The sequence below is a fragment of the Streptomyces sp. NBC_01214 genome, from assembly GCF_026340975.1.
GTDB lineage: Bacteria > Actinomycetota > Actinomycetes > Streptomycetales > Streptomycetaceae > Streptomyces.
In genome coordinates this window covers 114814-130842 of sequence record NZ_JAPEOS010000003.1, presented here as the reverse complement: position 1 = coordinate 130842, position 16029 = coordinate 114814, and the positions used below count along the sequence as shown (strand labels likewise).

Sequence of the window (16029 nt, the reverse complement as noted above, 5' to 3'; positions counted from 1 at the left end):
CTCCGCGGTTTCGCCGCGGCCCGCCCGATGATACTTTCGGAACATGTTCCGAAAGTTAACTGACAGCGCCGGGAGTGGAGTTCGTGATGACGAGTAGTTCGGGTGCCCGGCCGGGGCTGACGCTCGCCGTGGTGGCGCTCGTGCAGTTCATGGTGTCGCTGGACCTCTCCGTCGTGAACGTCGGGCTCCCCCAGATCGCTGCCGGCCTCGGCTTCAGTGCGGTGGGCCTGACCTGGGTGATCCACGCCTACGCCCTCACCTTCGGCGGGTTGCTGCTCCTGGGCGGCAAGGCCGCGGACCGGTACGGCCGCAAGCGGGTCCTGCTGCTCGGGCTCGGCCTGTTCGGGCTCTCCTCCCTCCTCGGCGGCTTCGCCCAGGAACCCGGCCACCTCGTCGCCGCCCGAGCGGCACAGGGCGTGGGGGCCGCCGCACTGGCTCCGGCCGCCCTGGCACTGCTGACCGCGACGTTCCCCGCGGGCAAGGCCCGCATCAAGGCCTTCGGAGCATGGAGTGCGGCGAACGCGGCCGGAGGCGCCCTCGGCGTCGTCATGGGCGGCGTGCTCACCGAGTACGCCAACTGGCGGTGGGTCATGTTCGTGAACGTGCCGATGGCGGCGTGTGCGCTGGCCCTGGCCTGGCGCGGCGTCGTCGGAGGACCGCCGGCCGCTCGCGGTGGCCGTCCGGACGTGCTCGGTGCCGTCCTGGTCACGGCGGGCGTGGCCCTGCTCGTGTTCGGCGTCGTCCGCACGGACCGGTACGCGTGGACCTCGCCGGTCACCCTGACGACCCTGGCGGTCGCCGCCGTACTACTGGCCGCGTTCGTCCGTGTCGAGCTGACCACGTCCCGCGAACCACTGATCCGGCTCGGCCTGTTCGCCAACCGCTCGGTCGCGGGCGCGAACGCCGCCGTGCTCCTGATCGGCGCGGCCATGACCTCCGCCTTCTACTTCGCGTCCCTCTACCTCCAACAAGTCCTCGGAACGGGGCCGGCGCGGACCGGGATGATGTTCCTGCCGTTCGCCCTCGCCCTGGTCGCCGGCTCCGTGCTCGCCGTCAAGCTCGGCTACCGCCTCGCGCCCCGCACGCTCGTGGTCATCGGCGGACTCCTGGCTGCGGCCGGGCTCGCCTGGTTCGGCCTGATCAGCCCCGATGGCGGCTTCACCACCGACGTCCTCGGGCCCTCGCTCCTCAGCGGCGGCGGCTTCGGGCTCTGCCTCGGACCGGTCGCCTCCCTCGCCACCGCCGGCGTCGCGCCCCACGAGAGCGGCGCCGCCGCGGGCCTGCTCAACAGCTCGCGCCAGATCGGCGCCTCACTCGGACTCGCGGTCCTCGGCGCCGCGGCGCACCACCGCACCGGCGGGACGGCCACACCCGGGACGCTCAACGACGGGTACGCCCTCGGGCTGACCCTCGGCGCCGCGCTCGTGATCGCCGCGGTCCTCGTGGCCCTCGCCGTCCTGCGCCGAACCGGTCCACCGAAACGGGTCGGGCCGGCCGATGGCGACGGCGCGGCGGGAGCGAACGTGGCGGGACTGCTGCGCCCCCACTACGCACGCTTCGCCGCCGTGGTGACCCTGCAGTTCATCGGCGCATTGGCGGGTCTGGTGCCGCTGCTGGCGGTCGCCGAACTGGGGCGCACCCTGCTGGCGCCCGGCCCGGTCGATCACGGTCATGTCCGGATGGTCGTGATCGCGGGTGCGGCCGGCCTGTTCCTCCGGCTGCTGTTCACGGCCGCTTCGTCAGGGATCGGGCACGTCGTCGACGGCCAGGTGCAACTGGCGTTCCGCCGGCAACTGGCCGCGCGACTGGGGCGCGTACCGATCGGATGGTTCTCCCGGCGCCGGACCGGCGAGCTGGCGAAGGTGGTGGGGGAGGACGTCAGCGCCGTGCACCCGTTCATCGCCCACACCCCCGGCGAACTCGTCTCCGCCTTCGTGGTGCCGCTCGCGTCGCTGGTCTACCTCTTCACCGTCGACTGGCGGCTCACGCTCATCACGCTGATACCGGTCGGCCTGGCCGTGGCGCTGGTCCCCCTGATGATGACCCCGACCCGGCTGCGCGAGCAGGAGGATTTCGACGCGGCCATGGGACGGATTTCGAGTTCCGTCGTCGAGTTCGTCCAGGGCATCTCGGTGGTGAAGGCGTTCGGCGGATCCGGGCGCGCCCACCGCGGCTTCCGCACGGCGGTGGACGATTTCGTCGGCAGCTTCCTGCGGATGGTGCGCGGCCTCGCCGGGATCGCCGCCGGGATGCAAGTGGCCCTGTCGCCACCGTTCGTGTTGTTGGCCGTCCTGATCGGCGGTACGGCTCTGATCACCACCGGGGGCATGGCTCCGGCCGACCTGCTGCCCTTCCTGCTGCTCGGACTGGGCCTGACCGCTCCCGTGGCGGCCCTCGGCCACGGGTTCGACGACGTACAGGCCGCCCGGCGCGCGGTCGGCCGGATCCGGGAGGTACTCACCGTTCGGTCGCTGCCGGAACCCGCGCAGCCGGCCGCACCGCAGGGTCACCGGCTGGAACTGCGCGACGTCCGATTCGGCTACGACGCCGATCACGAGGTCCTGCGCGGGGTCGACCTGGTGCTCGAACCGGGAACGACCACCGCGCTGGTCGGGCCGTCGGGAAGCGGAAAGTCCACGCTGGTCCAGCTGTTGCCGCGGTTCTTCGACCCGACCCACGGTTCGGTCACCCTGGGCGGTGTCGACCTGCGCGAACTCGGCAGTCGGGAGCTCTACCGGAACGTCTCCTTCGTCTTCCAGGACGTCCGGCTGCTGCGCGCGTCGGTCGCGGACAACATCGCGCTGGCGGTACCGCACGCCGACCTCGACGACGTGGTGCGCGCCGCCCGGCTGGCGAACGTGCACGATCGGATCCTCGAACTGCCCCGCGGATACGCGTCGGTGATCGGTGAAGACGCAGGGCTGTCGGGTGGCGAGGCACAGCGGATCGCGCTCGCGCGCGCCCTGCTCGCCGACACACCGGTCCTCGTGCTCGACGAGGCGACCGCCTTCGCGGACCCGCAGACCGAACGGGCGGTGCGCCGGGCCCTGGCCACGCTGGGCGGCGACCGGACGATCCTGGTCGTCGCCCATCGCCCGGAGACGATCGCCGACGCCGACACCGTCGTGATGCTGGACGACGGGGTGGTCGTCGAACGCGGCGCGCCGGCCGAACTGCTGGCGCGGGGCGGAAGGTTCGCCGCGTTCTGGCAGGCCCACCGGTCGGCGATCGCCGACCGGACCGAAGCCCACAGCGGCGTAACGCAAGGAGGCGGTCCCCGATGATCCGCATGCTGCTGCGCGTGCTGGGGCACGAGTACGCCCGGCCGGTGCGTCGCACCGTGGCCCTGATGACGACGACCGCCGTGGTCGAGGGTGCGTCCTACGCACTGCTGGTCCCCGTACTGCGGGCGCTGTTCGGGGGCACGCCCGAAGACGCCTGGCCCTGGCTGATCGCGTTCGGGGCCGCGGTCGCGGTCTACGCGGTGCTGCGTTACGTCAGCGACCGGTCCGGCTTCCATGCCGGCAGCACGCTGTTGCGCGGCACGTACCACCGGCTCGGCGACCATCTGGCCCGGCTGCCGATCGGCTGGTACGACGCGGGCCGCATCGGGGAGGTGTCCGTCCTGGCCGGGCGCGGCGTCCTCCAGGCGATGAGCGTGATCGCGCACCTGTTGGCACCGTTCATCTCCGCCTGTGTGACCCCACTGACGATTCTCGCGGTCATGCTGACCTTCAACTGGCAGCTGGGCCTGGCGGCGCTGGCCGCCGTACCGGTCGTGGCGGCGATCCAGGTCCGGACGGGCCGCTCGATGGCCGCCACGGACGCCGAGCGCCACGAACGCGACCGCGAAGCCACCGGGCGGGTCGTCGAATACCTCCGGGCCCAGCCGGTGTTGCGCGCGGGCGGCCGGACCACGGAACGCTTCCGGGTGCTCGACGACTCGCTGCGGGAAGTCCAGCGCGCCTCCCGCCGGACCGCGCTGGCGGCGCTGCCCGGCGTGGTCGGTCTGGCACTCGCGGTGCAGACGGCGTTCACCGTCGTGCTGGCCCTGGGCGCCCACCTCGCGCTCGGCGGGAGCACCGGCGCGGCGGAGGTCCTGGCGATCCTGGTCCTGGCCGCCCGCTGCGCGGACCCGCTGCTGTCGCTGTCGGACATCGGCGGCCGGCTCCGCGGTGCACGTGACGAACTGGCGCGGCTCGACACGGTACTGCGCACCGAGCCGCTGCCGGAACCGGCCGAACCGATCCAGCCGGTGCGCCATGACCTGGAGTTCGAGTCCGTTACCTTCCGGCACGGCGACCGCACCGTGATCGCCGACGCCTCGCTGTCCGTACCGCAGGGACAGCGGCTCGCCGTCGTCGGACCGTCGGGCGCGGGCAAGAGCACGTTGCTGCACCTGCTCGCGCGGTTCTACGACGTGGACGCCGGCGCGGTGCGGGTGGGAGGCGTGGACGTGCGCGCGATCGACACGGAGGTGCTGATGGCGCAGTTCGCCATCGTCTTCCAGGACGTCTACCTCTTCGACGGCACGATCGAGGAGAACGTGCGCCTCGGCCGTCCCGACGCCGACGAAGCCGAGGTCCGGGCGGCAGCCAGCGCGGCGCGGCTGGACGAGGTGATCGAGCGGCTGCCCGACGGATGGGCGACGCATGTCGGCGAGGGGGGCGCAAGGCTGTCGGGCGGCGAACGCCAGCGCGTCTCGATCGCGCGGGCGCTGCTCAAGGACGCGCCCGTCGTGTTGCTGGACGAGGTGACCTCGGCGCTGGACCCGGTGAACGAGGCGGCCGTCCACGAGGGCATCGAGCACCTGATGGCCGGCCGGACGGTGGTGATGGTCGCGCACCGGATGCGGACCGTTCAACGGGCCGACCGCGTCGTCTTCCTGGCCGGCGGCCGGATCGTCGAGGAGGGCAGCCACGACGCGCTCCTGCACCTCGGCGGCCGCTACGCCGGTTTCTGGAACGCCTCCCTCGCACCGGCGGCGAGTGAATGACCCGTCGTGCGGTGCGGCCCGTCGGCCGGTAGCGGACCCCCCGGCCGTCCTGGACGGACGGCCGGGAGTCCGGAGGCGAGCCCGCGCAAACCCTGTGCCGGTCCCCCGACGACGCAGGCGTGGTCTCGGGCCGCCGGGGGCCGGGGGTCACTGGCTCGCCGGTTCACCGGCTCACCGGGGGCGCCTCCCGGTCGGGGGCCGCCCGGTCCAGCCCCGGGCCGGGGCGGCGGCCCGTGCCGTGCCGGCGCCGACCGCGCCATCGGCTTCCCGCCGCACGGGACCGGGGCCCCGCCCTGCGGCCCCGATCCGACACCCTCGGGCGCGGCCTTGATGACTTAGAGTATCGATTCCGATACTCTAAGTCACGATCCCGTTTGCGTCCATCCACCTGTGGGTCGCACGACCCACCGGGAGGCGCCGTCATGTCTCCACCGTTCTCCGCACCCGGATTCGCCGACGAGCTGAACCCCGACCTCCTCAACCGCCGGAACGCGGTGGTCGACACCGAGTTCGACCGCCCTCCGGCACCCCACGCCCTGGTTCGGCGAGACCGGTGTCCGGAGGGTCCGGTGTCCGGAGGAGCAAGGCAGGGCAGGGGTCGGCCCAGCGGCTGGAATGCGGCCCGATCCGCCGGAGCCGATCTCCTACCGGGAAGCGAGCGCGCGCCTCTCCGCGCGAGCCCTGCACGGGGCCTTCGACGCCGCGACCGAGGGACCCGGTCCCGCGGTCGGCCCACGAGGTCAACGATGACCACCCTCCGAGACGGCATCTGCCGCGCCAAGGGCTGCCGCCGGCCCGGCCGTCTCGCGCCCGTGTTCCGGCGCGCCGACCCCGGGGTGGACGCTCCGGCCGTCGACGGGGCGTTGCGCGAGGCGACCGCACCGCCGCCCAGCCTCGCTGAAGGCCGCGTTTCCGAACTCCCCGACCGCCCCGTATCCGCGGAACAGCTGTGGTTCCTCCTCGGGCTGCCGCCCGTACGCGCGGGCGGAACCCCGCTCGGCCCACCCCGGCACGACGCCGCCCCCTCCCCCAGGATCCGAGGTCTTCGCGTGACCGCGTTCCCGCTTTCCGATCGTTCCGATCATTCCGACGAGAACGGAGACCCACGGTGATCGAGAAGATCTGGCTCTACCCGCCCCTGGCCTTCGCCCGGCTGGGCCCGTCCCCCGAACCCTGCGAGAACTACCGCTACGGCGAGAGCGACCTCAGTCCCCGGGGCACCGGCAAGACCGTCGTCCTGCCCGAACCCTCGCTCCACGTGGCCGAGGACGGCACCCTGACGGAAACACAGCCCCAGGGCAACCGGGTGCGGTTCAAGGACGTCGTGCCCTCCGAGGACGCCACGAACGCCGAGAACGCCGAGAACGCCGCCAAAGTGTTCCGGCCCATCTGCCCCTTCTTCGAGGTCCACGGCAGGTGGACCATCGACGGACAGCCCGGTTCCGGGGCGATCACCACCGAGGTACTGGACGCGTTCGGCTTGGAACCCGGCGACGTGCGATGGACGGTGGAGGTCGCCAACCTCAAGGCACACCACTGCACCGGCGCGCTCGGCGACCGCATCGAGGCCAAGGCCAAGCTCCTGGGCGACCAGCACACCCGGCACCCCCTGCGCGGACGTTCTCCCCAGGGGGCCGCCCAGCGCCTGGTCCCGCAGGGGCAGTACGTACCGCTCGGCTCCGTCCAGATCCCGCGGCCGAGCGCGACCTTCCCCGAGCTGCGCCTGCGCTTCACCCCCGCCGCGGGCCTGGTCTACGGGCCCACGAACCTCCTCCGGCGCACCGACAGGTATCCCCTGCCCGTCGAAAGGCTGATCCTCTCGCCGGACTCCCCCTGGTGCTCGTTCACCGGCGCGGGCGATCCGCGGACCGTGCCCGGCGGCCTGTTCGCCGGGGCGGCCGAAAACATCGACGGCGGGGTCTCGTTCGGTCTCGTGGACGACGTCTGCGACGGCCTGGTCACCGTCGAGGTCGGCGGGCTGACCGCCCACGCGCGGGTCGTCGTCACCCCGCCCGATTTCGCACCCGACCGCAGACCCTTCACCTCACTGGCCGACGGTCTCATGGACCGGGTCAGCCGTGCGGAGGTCGGGGATCCCACGTACGTCTCCAAAGATCCGAAGCTGACGGCGCTCGAGGTGCGGGACCTGTTCGAACGCGTCCTGGAAGCCATGGACGCCGTCAACGTGGACGCCCAGAACGAGCGCGCCGTCAGCGAGAACGAGTCCCTCGGCCTTCCGCCGGAAGAGCCCGACCGCATGTTCCCGGTACCGGAAGCCCTGGACGGCGTCCGGCTCCCGCTGACCGAACGGGGCCGTCGCAAACACCGCCGTTTCGTGGCGCTGGAGGTCCTGGAAGACATGCTCCGCGAACAGCCGGAGCTCATCGAACGGGTCATCAGGAATCCGTACGCGGAGCCTGACTACTTCGACCGCCGGATGCCGGTCGCGGTGCGGGGGTCCGACGGCTTGCCGATGCACTTGACCCGCCGCCAGTACGACGTGCTGGTGGCCTGGGCCGACTCGCTGCGGGCCACGGTCGAGGAGGGGACGTGAGCGTACTGCTGCAGATCGGCCGCCGCCCGCCGGAGCGCGAACCGCGGTCCGACGCCGGAGCCGGACCGCTCGGTCTCGAAGCCGAGGCCAGGGTGTTCCGCAGCGCCCACGGGGCCCACCTGTTCGTCGCCGACGGCAGCCGGATCTACGACATCCCGGAGGCGGCGGCGGACCGCCTGGAAGCATGGCAGGCGACCTCCCGGGACCCCGCACAGGACGCGGTCCTGGCCGCGGAACTCGGCCTGCCGATGTGGGGCGGGGAGGGCCTCCCGGGCCCCCGGATCGACGGCACCCCGGCCGAGGTGCCACCCCTGTTCTCCCTGTCGCTCAACGTGATGCAGGCCTGCAACCTCAGCTGCGGCCACTGCTACGCCGACGAGGGCCGGTTCGGCGGCTCCGCCCGGGCCATGCCCCGCGGGACCGCGTTCGCCGCCGTGGACCGGCTCCTCGCGGAGGCCGCACCCGGAGCCGGCGTCGTCGTCGGCTTCATGGGCGGTGAACCGCTGCTCGCCCGGGACCTGGTGCACGAGGTCGTCACGTACGCGACGCGGGCCGGAGCCGCCACCGGGCACGCCGTCCGCTTCGCGCTCACCACCAACCTCACCACGGTCCGGCCCGTGGACGCGGAACTCTTCGCCGCCCACCCGTTCACCGTGGCCGTCAGCCTGGACGGCGACCGGACCGGCCACGACGCGCTGCGCCGGGCCCCGGGCGGGGGCAGCGCCTACGACCGGCTGCGGGCCGGGCTGGAGGTGCTGGAGCGGCACGGAAGACCGCGCCACCTCTCGGCACGCGTCAGCGTGACCCCGTACACCGGGCGGCTGATCGACGTCCTGGAGCACGGCATCGGCCTCGGTTTCGACGAAGTCGGCTTCGCCGCGGTGGTCAGCGCCCCGGACGCCGCGTACGAGATCGACCGGGCCGCCTTCACCGGATTCCTGGAACAGATGATCGAGTGCGGGGAAGCGGCGCTGCGCGAGCTGGCGGCGGGCCGCCGGTACCCCTTCGGCAACTTCCAGACCGCGATGTACGAACTGCACGCGGGCGGCCATCGCCCGTACCCCTGCGGCGCCGGCGCCGGATACCTCAGCGCCTCCGCCGAGGGCGGCCTCTACGCCTGCCACCGGCTGGTCGACGATCCGGCCTTCGCCATGGGCTCCCTGAGCCGGGGACCCGACCACGGCGCCAGGGCGGCCCATCTGGCGGCCCGCCACGTGGACCGGGCCGAGCCCTGCCGGTCCTGCTGGGCCCGCTACCTGTGCGGCGGCGGCTGCTACCACGAGGTCACCCGACGCGGCCGGCCCGGCTGCGACTACATCCGCGGCTGGCTGGCCTTCTGCCTGCGCGCCTACGTCGAACTCGGGCAGGCCGCACCGGAGTTCTTCCGGCAGCCGGCGGTGTCCGACCTGCCGGCCGATCCGGCCGCCCTCGCCCGCTGACCCGCGCCCCGCCCCGTCCGGCCGAAGGAGCCGCCATGAACGACCCGACTCCCGGAAGCGTCGACCTCCCCGTTCCCCACGGGAAGATCTTCGCCCGCAACCTCACGGCCCGCGCCGACCACGTCGTCCGCGGAAATCCGGCCGGCTCCCGCCCGGAGAGCGGTGTCGACAACTGCTTCCCCGGCCTGGAATTCGACCAGCGCAACCTGGACAAGTGCTTCTTCCCCGGCCTGACCGTCGACTTCCACCACGGCAGCGGATCGCGGGTGATCGCCGTCGCCGACGGTGCCGCCACCGTCTTGGACCTCACGAGCGAAGACCTACAGGTGACGGACCAGTCGCCGTGGCGGCTCCATCTCTGGGCGGTGTGCGGACGGACCGCCGTGGACCAGTCGGAGGCGCAGGCCCCCGTCCTCTCCGCCAGACGCCTCGACGGCATGTCGATGTGGCGCTTCGTCCACGATCTGCTGCCGGGCCGGATCGCGATCCGCCTCGGGCCGAGGCCGGGCAGGGTCTCCCCGGGCGAGTCCGGAGTGCCCGGCGGAAGCCTCAACGCCTTGCGGATGGCGAACGAGAGCAGGGTCGTGCGCGACCCGGCCGGGAGGGTGACCAGTGCCGTCCTGATCGCTGACCGGGCCGACTACCTGACCGACGACGGCGTCATCGACCCCGCGGTGTACCTCCCGGGCGACCTCACCCGGAGCCTGTGCGCACCGTGGCAGTACGACTTCCGCGAATGCGGCTGCTTCTACTGGGCCGCCTCCAAACCCGACATCTCCGCGAGCCACGACGGGGAGTTCCACCCCCTCAACTTCCAGCGCAGCAACCGCTCTGACCCGCCGGAGCTGGACGGCCCCCGCTACTTCCCGCGCAATGCCCGGGAGCTGGACCATCCGGCGCTGATCACGAACTGGAACGTGCTGCCCGTCGTACTCAACGGCCGTGAGGACGACAGCCGCGGACTGCCCGACCCGCTCGAACTGGATCCGAAGACGCGCCCCGAAGTGGAGCAGAGGCTGGAGCACCTCGCCCGTGTCGAGCACGCACTGTGCCTGGAGTACCTCTACGCGCACTACTCGCTGAAGGCCCCGCGCGTACTCGACCCGGCCACGGAGGCGGAGGCGCCCGTCCGGAAGTTCTTCGCCGCGGCCCAGGAGGTGTTCGCCGTCGCGCAGGACGAGATGCGGCACCTGCGATGGGTCAACGAGATCCTCGGCGTACTGGGGCGGCCGATCGTCCTCGATCCGCCCACCGAGGATTTCGTCATCCAGGAAGAGACCCAGACGACGTTCAGGTTGGAACCGCTCGATCAGGCGCAGCTGGACTGGTTCATCAAGGTGGAGGAGACCAGCGCCGATCTCAACCCGCAGGGCATCGACGGAATGTACGTCCGACTGCACCAAACCATCTTGGACGAGAAGGAGGATCCGTACCCCCAGGCCGACCGGCTCTCGCACCTCATCAAACTGATCATCGACGAGGGCGTCGACCACTTCGAGCGGTTCAAGAAGGTCAAGGCACACCTCGCCGGATTCAGCGAGAGCGAATACGTGAGGACGCTGACGCAGGACCCGACCGACCCGCTGGACCAGCGACTGCTCGAACTCGGCGACCTGAACTACGCCGTGCTGCTGGGCACGCTGAAGGACAGTCTGAGCGGCGGCGACACGTCGGGCGGGATCGTGATCGAACATTCCCGGCAGGCGATGACCAACTTCCACGAGGTCAACCACGTGCTGGCAGCGCGCGGGGTCGCCCCCCGCTTCAAGGGGCCCGGGGCGCTCGGCAACGGTCAGGCCACCCTGGCCGCCGCACGGTCCGCCATGACGTTGCAGCAGACCATCAGCTCACTGGACGGACCCGCCCTCGGTGCCATGATGACCCGCCACCAGGCCGACATGCAGGCGCTGATCGACGCCCTCACGCCGTGACCGTCACCATCGCCGGATCCGGACTGGCCGAACTCACCTGCGCCTGGTTGCTCGCCTCGCGCGGCCACCGGGTCCGGCTCCGGCCCCGCCCCTCGTACGGTCCCCGCCCGCTGCTGCTGGGCGAGGACACCCTCGCCCTCCTGCGGGCCCTCTGGGGCGTCGCCTCGCCGGCCGACGGCCACCGGCTGACCCACCGCCACGTCCGCTGGGCCCCGGGGCCTCCCGATCCGCCCCTCGCCCACCCCGCGGTGGTCTTGGACGGCGCCCTGCTGTGCCGCCGCCTCCTCGACCGGCTCTGCGCCCGTCACCCCGACGCCGCCCGCCCCGGACCCGAACCCGCCGGCCCCCCGCACTGGACGGTCACGGCGGAACCGCCGACGGGACACCCCGGCGAGCACTGGACCGCCGGCCGCCGGCACCTGCTGGCGGGCGAGGCCCCGCTCGCCCCGGGGCAGGACGACACCACGGCCCGCCTCGACCGCACCGACCTCGCTTGGCTCCACCTCACCCCGCTCGGCAACGGCCGCGCCCTGCTCCAGGCGATGGTTCCGGGCCCCGTCGCGCGCCCCGCCGAGCTGCTCGGACGGCTTCTCGCCGCATCCGAACTGGCCCCACGCCTCTTGCACCCGCCCGAGACCGCGGTGGCGCTGCCCGCCGCCCCCCGCCTGCACCTCCTCCCGGCCACCGCCCCGAGCACCTGCACCCCGGGCACGCTCCTGGTCGGCGCGGGCGCCATCCGCTACGACCCGCTCAGCGGCACCGGCACGGCACAGGCCCTGCGTACGGCCATCCTGGCGGCGGCCCTCATCGGATCGGCGGCAGCCGACACACCCCCCGACCTGCTCTGCGCGTACTACGCCGCCCGTCTGCGGACCGCGTTCCAGGAGCACCTGACCACCTGCGCCCGGCTCTATCCCCAGGCCTTCCCGGACCCCTCCTGGCAGCACGAGCTCAACGCCTGCGGATGGCCCGGCACCCCCCTCACGGGGTGAAGGGCCTTGCCCCACCGAGGTGGAACAAGGCCCTCCCTATCTGGGTGGCGGTCAGCGGCTGGTGCCGCCGAGGCCGGACGGCCCCTGCCAGGCACCGTTGCTCACCCAGTCATTCGCCACGTTCCCATTGCCATCCACGAACGCCACGTGCGTCGCACCAGCATCCATCGACACCGGCGACTTCACAGCGCCCGCCGAAGTGGCGACGACGTTCTTGTAGCGAAGGGCCTCGTAGGTGGTGAGCGCGTGGCCGTCGAGCGTGCTCGCGTAGACGCTGCCCCGCCGCTGGTCAGCCACCGTGCCGGGGCGGTGTTCGGCGTCGTAGTAGAACGTCCCGGCGGTCTTGTCGATCCAGGAGTCGAGCAGCACGACGTGTTCGTCGGTGAAGTCCAGTGCGTCGCCCGGCTGCAAGCCGGTGTAGCCGATGACATTGGTGGCGGTGACGGTCGAGACGTCCGGGAGGGTCTGGGTGACCAAGCTGTTCTTCAGGCCCCACGCCATGGAGATGAAGCCGGAGCAATCCGCGCGGTACGGGCCGCCGACCGTGTTGTCCTTCCAAGCGTCGAACATGCTGTACGGAACGGCGTTGTTGATCCAGTCGTGCGCCCGGGCGATGATCTGCTCCTGGGTGATCGGGCCACCGAGGGCCGGACCGAGGCTTCCGCTCGAGGTGGCGGGGCCTATGGGAACCGTTCCGGCGAACGCGTCGCCGGTTGGTAGCAGCGCGGCTATCGCGCCGAGCAACGATGCGGCCGCGAAGGCGGCGACGCCCCGCTTCTTGGGTGTGGAGGACATTGTTTCCTTCGGTGGTCTGCGTGTTGAGCGAATCAGCGGGTGCCGGCCGGGCTGGCCAGCAAGTTCGTGAGCAGCGACAGCACGTTCGGGTCCTGCTGCGTGTCGTACGGAGCGGCCGCCGGAGATCCCCCGGCCAGATCGTCGAAGTGCAGGACGAGCACCCGCGTGCCGCGCGCCGCGGGGTAGAGGTGGTTGGTCTGGGCGCCCTGGGCCGAGGTGCCCTGGACCCCGGTCCAGACACGTTCGAACGCTGCCGCGTCGGTGGCGGTCGCGGTCTGCCGTGCGACGGCGTCGGCCTTGACTCGGTTGGCGCTCTGCAAGGCCCGGGACGTGGCCTGGCATGAGCTCATGCCGGAGCGGACCCCCTCGTACGCGGCAGCGGCTGCGGCCTCGGTACCGAAGGTGTAGATCTCCAGCACTGCGGAGTTGCCACCGCTGCTCAGGTACGGCTGCTGCTGCCAGGTCGCGGCGCCGCGTACGCTCACGCACTCGTTCAGTGCGATGTCGTGCCCGGTAATCGGGCGCACCGGCCCCGGGGCACGAGCGGTCCACGACTGGGCGGTGACGGCGGCGAGGTCGGACGGGACCTTGGCACTGGCCGCGGGGTCGAGTGCGGGCGCCGCCACGTTGTTGTCCGATGGGGCAGCGGGCTTCCCCGCAGCGCGCTTCGCCGGCGTCCCGGCAGCACTGGGCGTTGCGGCAGCGCTCGGCGCCCCGGCCGGCGCGCTCGCCACGGGTGTCGGCGCCATGGGATTCGGCGGCGTCGGCGGCGTCGCGGGTGCAGACGACATGTCGCGGGCCGGCGTCGTCACCGCGGCGGCCGCTTTGACCTGGTCCGTGGCCGGCGCGTGCGTACCGCTGCCCGACATCGCCAGACCCAGGGCACCGGCGCTGAGGACGGCGCCGGCCGTCACCACTGCTGCCCGGCGGGAACCTCGTACGGAGAACTTGATGGCTGGCATGGCGAACTGACTCCTAGAGCGAGAAGCGTGGGTGAGGGGCCTGGCCGGCCCGTGCGCGGCCGGCCCGGTGGGCGGCGCGAGGAGCACGCCGGCCCGGCAATCCGGGCAGCGGTTGGCGCAGGGGACCCGCGGCCACCGGATCTGCCGGCGGCGGATCCCCACAGCCACAAGGTGGACCGGGCGGCTGGTGCCGAACGAGTGCACCCCATTCGCCCCCGGCCGAGCTCTGCTCTACAGGTGGTAGCTCGGTTGCGGTGAACTCGGCCGCCTGGACGAAGATGCCTGCATGAGCCGAGAATCAGATGAGGTGCGCGAAGCGATCGCAGGCGAGCTGCGCCTCATGGACCCCAGCGTGCGCAGTTCACGCTCGCTCACCCGACAGCTTCTGGACCCGGACTTCACAGAGGTCGGCGCTTCGGGGCGGCGGTGGACGTATGACGAGATGCTTGCAGCGATGCCCGAGATGGACGGTGCGGCAGAAAGCGGTCCACGCTACGAGCCCTCAAAGTTCACCGGTGTCCTGCTGGCACCCGGACTGGTGCACCTCACCTACGAGACCACGTTGGACGGGAACCGGGCACGGCGGAGTTCGCTCTGGCGCAAGCAGGGTACGGCCACGACGTGGCGGATGTACTACCACCAGGCCACCCCCGTCCCGCCCGACAGCAAGTAACTGCGGGGCGGGGCCGCCGGAGGGCTGACGACCGGACCGCTCTCGCGGCGATCATCCACGTTGCCGACAGGCTGCACCTGCTACTGAGACGCCCCCTTGACTCAAGCTCGACGGGCGCCGGCTCCTCTGCCATAGCCGGCTTACTGATCGTTTCAGAATGAGTTGAGCCGCGCGTCTTGTACTCGACGATCTTGGTCGACAGAGTGTCCCGGATGCGTGCTGATCTTGTACCCGATGACCTGTGGGAGCGCATAGCTCCACTGCTGCCTTCGACTCCCGAGCGGCGCCATCGTTACCCCGGACGCCTGCGTGTTTCCGGATCGGACGGCGCTCGCGGGCATCATGTATGTGCTGCGGACGGGTGTCGCATGGCGTGACGTTCCCGCCGAGGCCGTCGGCTGTTCCGGGGTGACTGCGTGGCGTCGGCTTCGGGACTGGACCGAGGCCGGCGTCTGGCCACGCCTGCATGTCGCGCTACTGACCGAGCTGCGTCGCGCGGGCCTGCTGGATGTGGACGACTGCGCTGTCGACGGCTCGCACGTGCGGGCCCTCAAAGGGGGGATCATGTCGGTCCTTCGCCCGTGGATCGCGCTCGTCCCGGCTCCAAGCACCATCTGATCGTCGACCGCCACGGAACTCCACTCGCCGTCACGCTCACCGGCGGAAACCGCCATGACGTCACCCAGCTCCTCCCGCTACTGAACGAGGACCCGCCGATTCGGGGCCGACGGGGGCGGCCCCGCCGCAAGCCCCGGCGCCTCTATGCCGACCGTGGCTACGATTTCGACAAGTACCGCCGCCTGCTGTGGAAACGCGGTATCAAGCCGGTGATCGCTCGACGCGACGTCGCCCACGGTTCCGGACTCGGTAAGGTGCGCTGGGTCGTCGAGCGCACCTTCGCCTGGCTTCACCACCTCAAGCGCCTGCGAATCCGCTACGAACGCCGGGCTGACCTCCAACTTGGCCTGCTCCAACTCGCATGCAGCATCATCTGTCTGCGTCGGCTCCGCACCTCAGGATGAAGAAGGAGCCAGGACGACAGGCTCCGACGGCCAGTCGAGAACGGTCAGCTCAGGCCACTGCTGTTGCCAGCGGGTTGCCTTGGCCTCATACACCTCGCGCGGGGCAAGCACCGGGTTGGGGCGCACGACGAGGTTGAACACGTCGGAGAGCCCGTGCGGCGCATAGACGCGCCACCGGCCGCCCGGCTCCAGGCGCACGCCCAGGCAGCAAGTGGTCGCCGCGAAGCTGTCGATGGCCGCCTCCGTGGAGGCATGAGGAGCGCACGCGACGCCGAACTTCTGCTCGTACCAGAGATGGACGCGAGCCTCGTTGCGGACCTCGACCTCCGCCAGTATCCCTGCGAACGCTTCGCCAGCGGCCTTGATCACCGCGTCCTCCGCCTCCCATGACAAGTCACGGTCGTCAAAGTAGAAGACGTCGTAGTCCTTGATCCCGCTGGTGGGATGCCTGTCCGTGACCACGTTCCAGACGGTCTGGAACAGGCAACCCGCTGTCACGTACCAGTTGGGCAGCCCCAACCCTGCCGTGCGGTTCAGCACCTCCACCAGCACCTCATTACGGGCCAGCACAGACTTCAGGGCGGCAAGCTGCTCGTCGAGCGGGAGGCGACCAATCATTGCCCATGCCTACCACGTGACGGGCCTACAGCGCCCGCAGCCCCCTA

11 protein-coding genes and 1 pseudogene are annotated in these 16029 nt (G+C 71.6%); 9 read left to right on the top strand and 3 right to left on the bottom strand.

What is annotated here, in order from left to right:
• The first annotated feature begins 86 nt into the window (after window positions 1-86).
• From OG594_RS37015 to OG594_RS36985, 7 genes are all read left to right on the top strand, one after another.
• The gene (locus OG594_RS37015) at window positions 87-3284 is read left to right on the top strand and encodes an MFS transporter (RefSeq protein WP_266606781.1); all 3198 of its coding nucleotides are present in this window, start codon (window positions 87-89) and stop codon (window positions 3282-3284) included.
• Window positions 3281-4996, top strand: coding sequence for an ABC transporter ATP-binding protein (locus OG594_RS37010; protein WP_266606780.1), 1716 nt, complete (start codon window positions 3281-3283; stop codon window positions 4994-4996). Before OG594_RS37015 ends, OG594_RS37010 begins: the two co-directional genes overlap by 4 nt.
• 746 nt (window positions 4997-5742) lie before the next feature.
• Window positions 5743-6108 carry a hypothetical protein gene (locus OG594_RS37005; protein WP_266606779.1) on the top strand — a complete coding sequence of 122 codons (366 nt, stop codon included), beginning with the start codon at window positions 5743-5745 and terminating at the stop codon, window positions 6106-6108.
• Entirely contained in the window at window positions 6105-7550 is a 1446-nt protein-coding gene (locus tag OG594_RS37000; protein WP_266606778.1) for a hypothetical protein, read from the top strand. The genes OG594_RS37005 and OG594_RS37000 overlap by 4 nt, the downstream gene beginning before the upstream one ends.
• Complete coding sequence (locus OG594_RS36995) at window positions 7547-8989, top strand: radical SAM protein (RefSeq protein WP_266606777.1); 1443 nt, start codon at window positions 7547-7549, stop codon at window positions 8987-8989. The genes OG594_RS37000 and OG594_RS36995 overlap by 4 nt, the downstream gene beginning before the upstream one ends.
• A gap of 35 nt (window positions 8990-9024) precedes the next feature.
• The gene (locus OG594_RS36990) at window positions 9025-10920 is read left to right on the top strand and encodes a ferritin-like domain-containing protein (RefSeq protein ID WP_266606776.1); all 1896 of its coding nucleotides are present in this window, start codon (window positions 9025-9027) and stop codon (window positions 10918-10920) included.
• Entirely contained in the window at window positions 10917-11912 is a 996-nt protein-coding gene (locus OG594_RS36985; RefSeq protein WP_266606775.1) for an FAD/NAD(P)-binding protein, read from the top strand. The genes OG594_RS36990 and OG594_RS36985 overlap by 4 nt, the downstream gene beginning before the upstream one ends.
• Before the next feature lie 51 nt (window positions 11913-11963).
• Here the strand turns inward: OG594_RS36985 and OG594_RS36980 are convergent, their stop codons facing one another.
• Together OG594_RS36980 and OG594_RS36975 are read right to left on the bottom strand one after the other, a co-directional pair.
• A complete protein-coding gene (locus OG594_RS36980) occupies window positions 11964-12707 on the bottom strand; it encodes a hypothetical protein (protein WP_266606774.1) in 744 nt (247 codons plus the stop codon).
• Window positions 12708-12739: 32 nt separating this feature from the next.
• Entirely contained in the window at window positions 12740-13669 is a 930-nt protein-coding gene (locus tag OG594_RS36975; protein WP_266606773.1) for a hypothetical protein, read from the bottom strand.
• Window positions 13670-13955: 286 nt separating this feature from the next.
• Between OG594_RS36975 and OG594_RS36970 the strand changes: the two genes are divergently transcribed.
• Both OG594_RS36970 and OG594_RS36965 read left to right on the top strand, forming a co-directional pair.
• Entirely contained in the window at window positions 13956-14342 is a 387-nt protein-coding gene (locus OG594_RS36970; RefSeq protein WP_266606772.1) for a DUF4440 domain-containing protein, read from the top strand.
• 212 nt (window positions 14343-14554) lie between these two features.
• Window positions 14555-15364 (top strand): annotated as a pseudogene (locus OG594_RS36965) (IS5 family transposase).
• Here the strand turns inward: OG594_RS36965 and OG594_RS36960 are convergent.
• Window positions 15356-15982 (bottom strand): nucleotidyltransferase family protein, encoded by a 627-nt coding sequence (locus tag OG594_RS36960; RefSeq protein WP_266606771.1) that lies wholly within the window; start codon window positions 15980-15982, stop codon window positions 15356-15358. The pseudogene OG594_RS36965 and the gene OG594_RS36960 sit on opposite strands and share 9 nt — an antisense overlap.
• Window positions 15983-16029: the final 47 nt, after the last annotated feature.

What these genes read in the sequence shown, in the direction of transcription:
- OG594_RS37015 (WP_266606781.1), top strand. Translation starts at nt 87, where the DNA reads ATGACGAGTAGTTCGGGTGCCCGGCCGGGGCTGACGCTCGCCGTGGTG.
- OG594_RS37010 (WP_266606780.1), top strand. Translation starts at nt 3,281, where the DNA reads ATGATCCGCATGCTGCTGCGCGTGCTGGGGCACGAGTACGCCCGGCCG.
- OG594_RS37005 (WP_266606779.1), top strand. Translation starts at nt 5,743, where the DNA reads ATGACCACCCTCCGAGACGGCATCTGCCGCGCCAAGGGCTGCCGCCGG.
- OG594_RS36990 (WP_266606776.1), top strand. Translation starts at nt 9,025, where the DNA reads ATGAACGACCCGACTCCCGGAAGCGTCGACCTCCCCGTTCCCCACGGG.
- OG594_RS36980 (WP_266606774.1), bottom strand. Translation starts at nt 12,707, where the DNA reads ATGTCCTCCACACCCAAGAAGCGGGGCGTCGCCGCCTTCGCGGCCGCA.
- OG594_RS36975 (WP_266606773.1), bottom strand. Translation starts at nt 13,669, where the DNA reads ATGCCAGCCATCAAGTTCTCCGTACGAGGTTCCCGCCGGGCAGCAGTG.
- OG594_RS36970 (WP_266606772.1), top strand. Translation starts at nt 13,956, where the DNA reads ATGAGCCGAGAATCAGATGAGGTGCGCGAAGCGATCGCAGGCGAGCTG.
- OG594_RS36960 (WP_266606771.1), bottom strand. Translation starts at nt 15,982, where the DNA reads ATGATTGGTCGCCTCCCGCTCGACGAGCAGCTTGCCGCCCTGAAGTCT.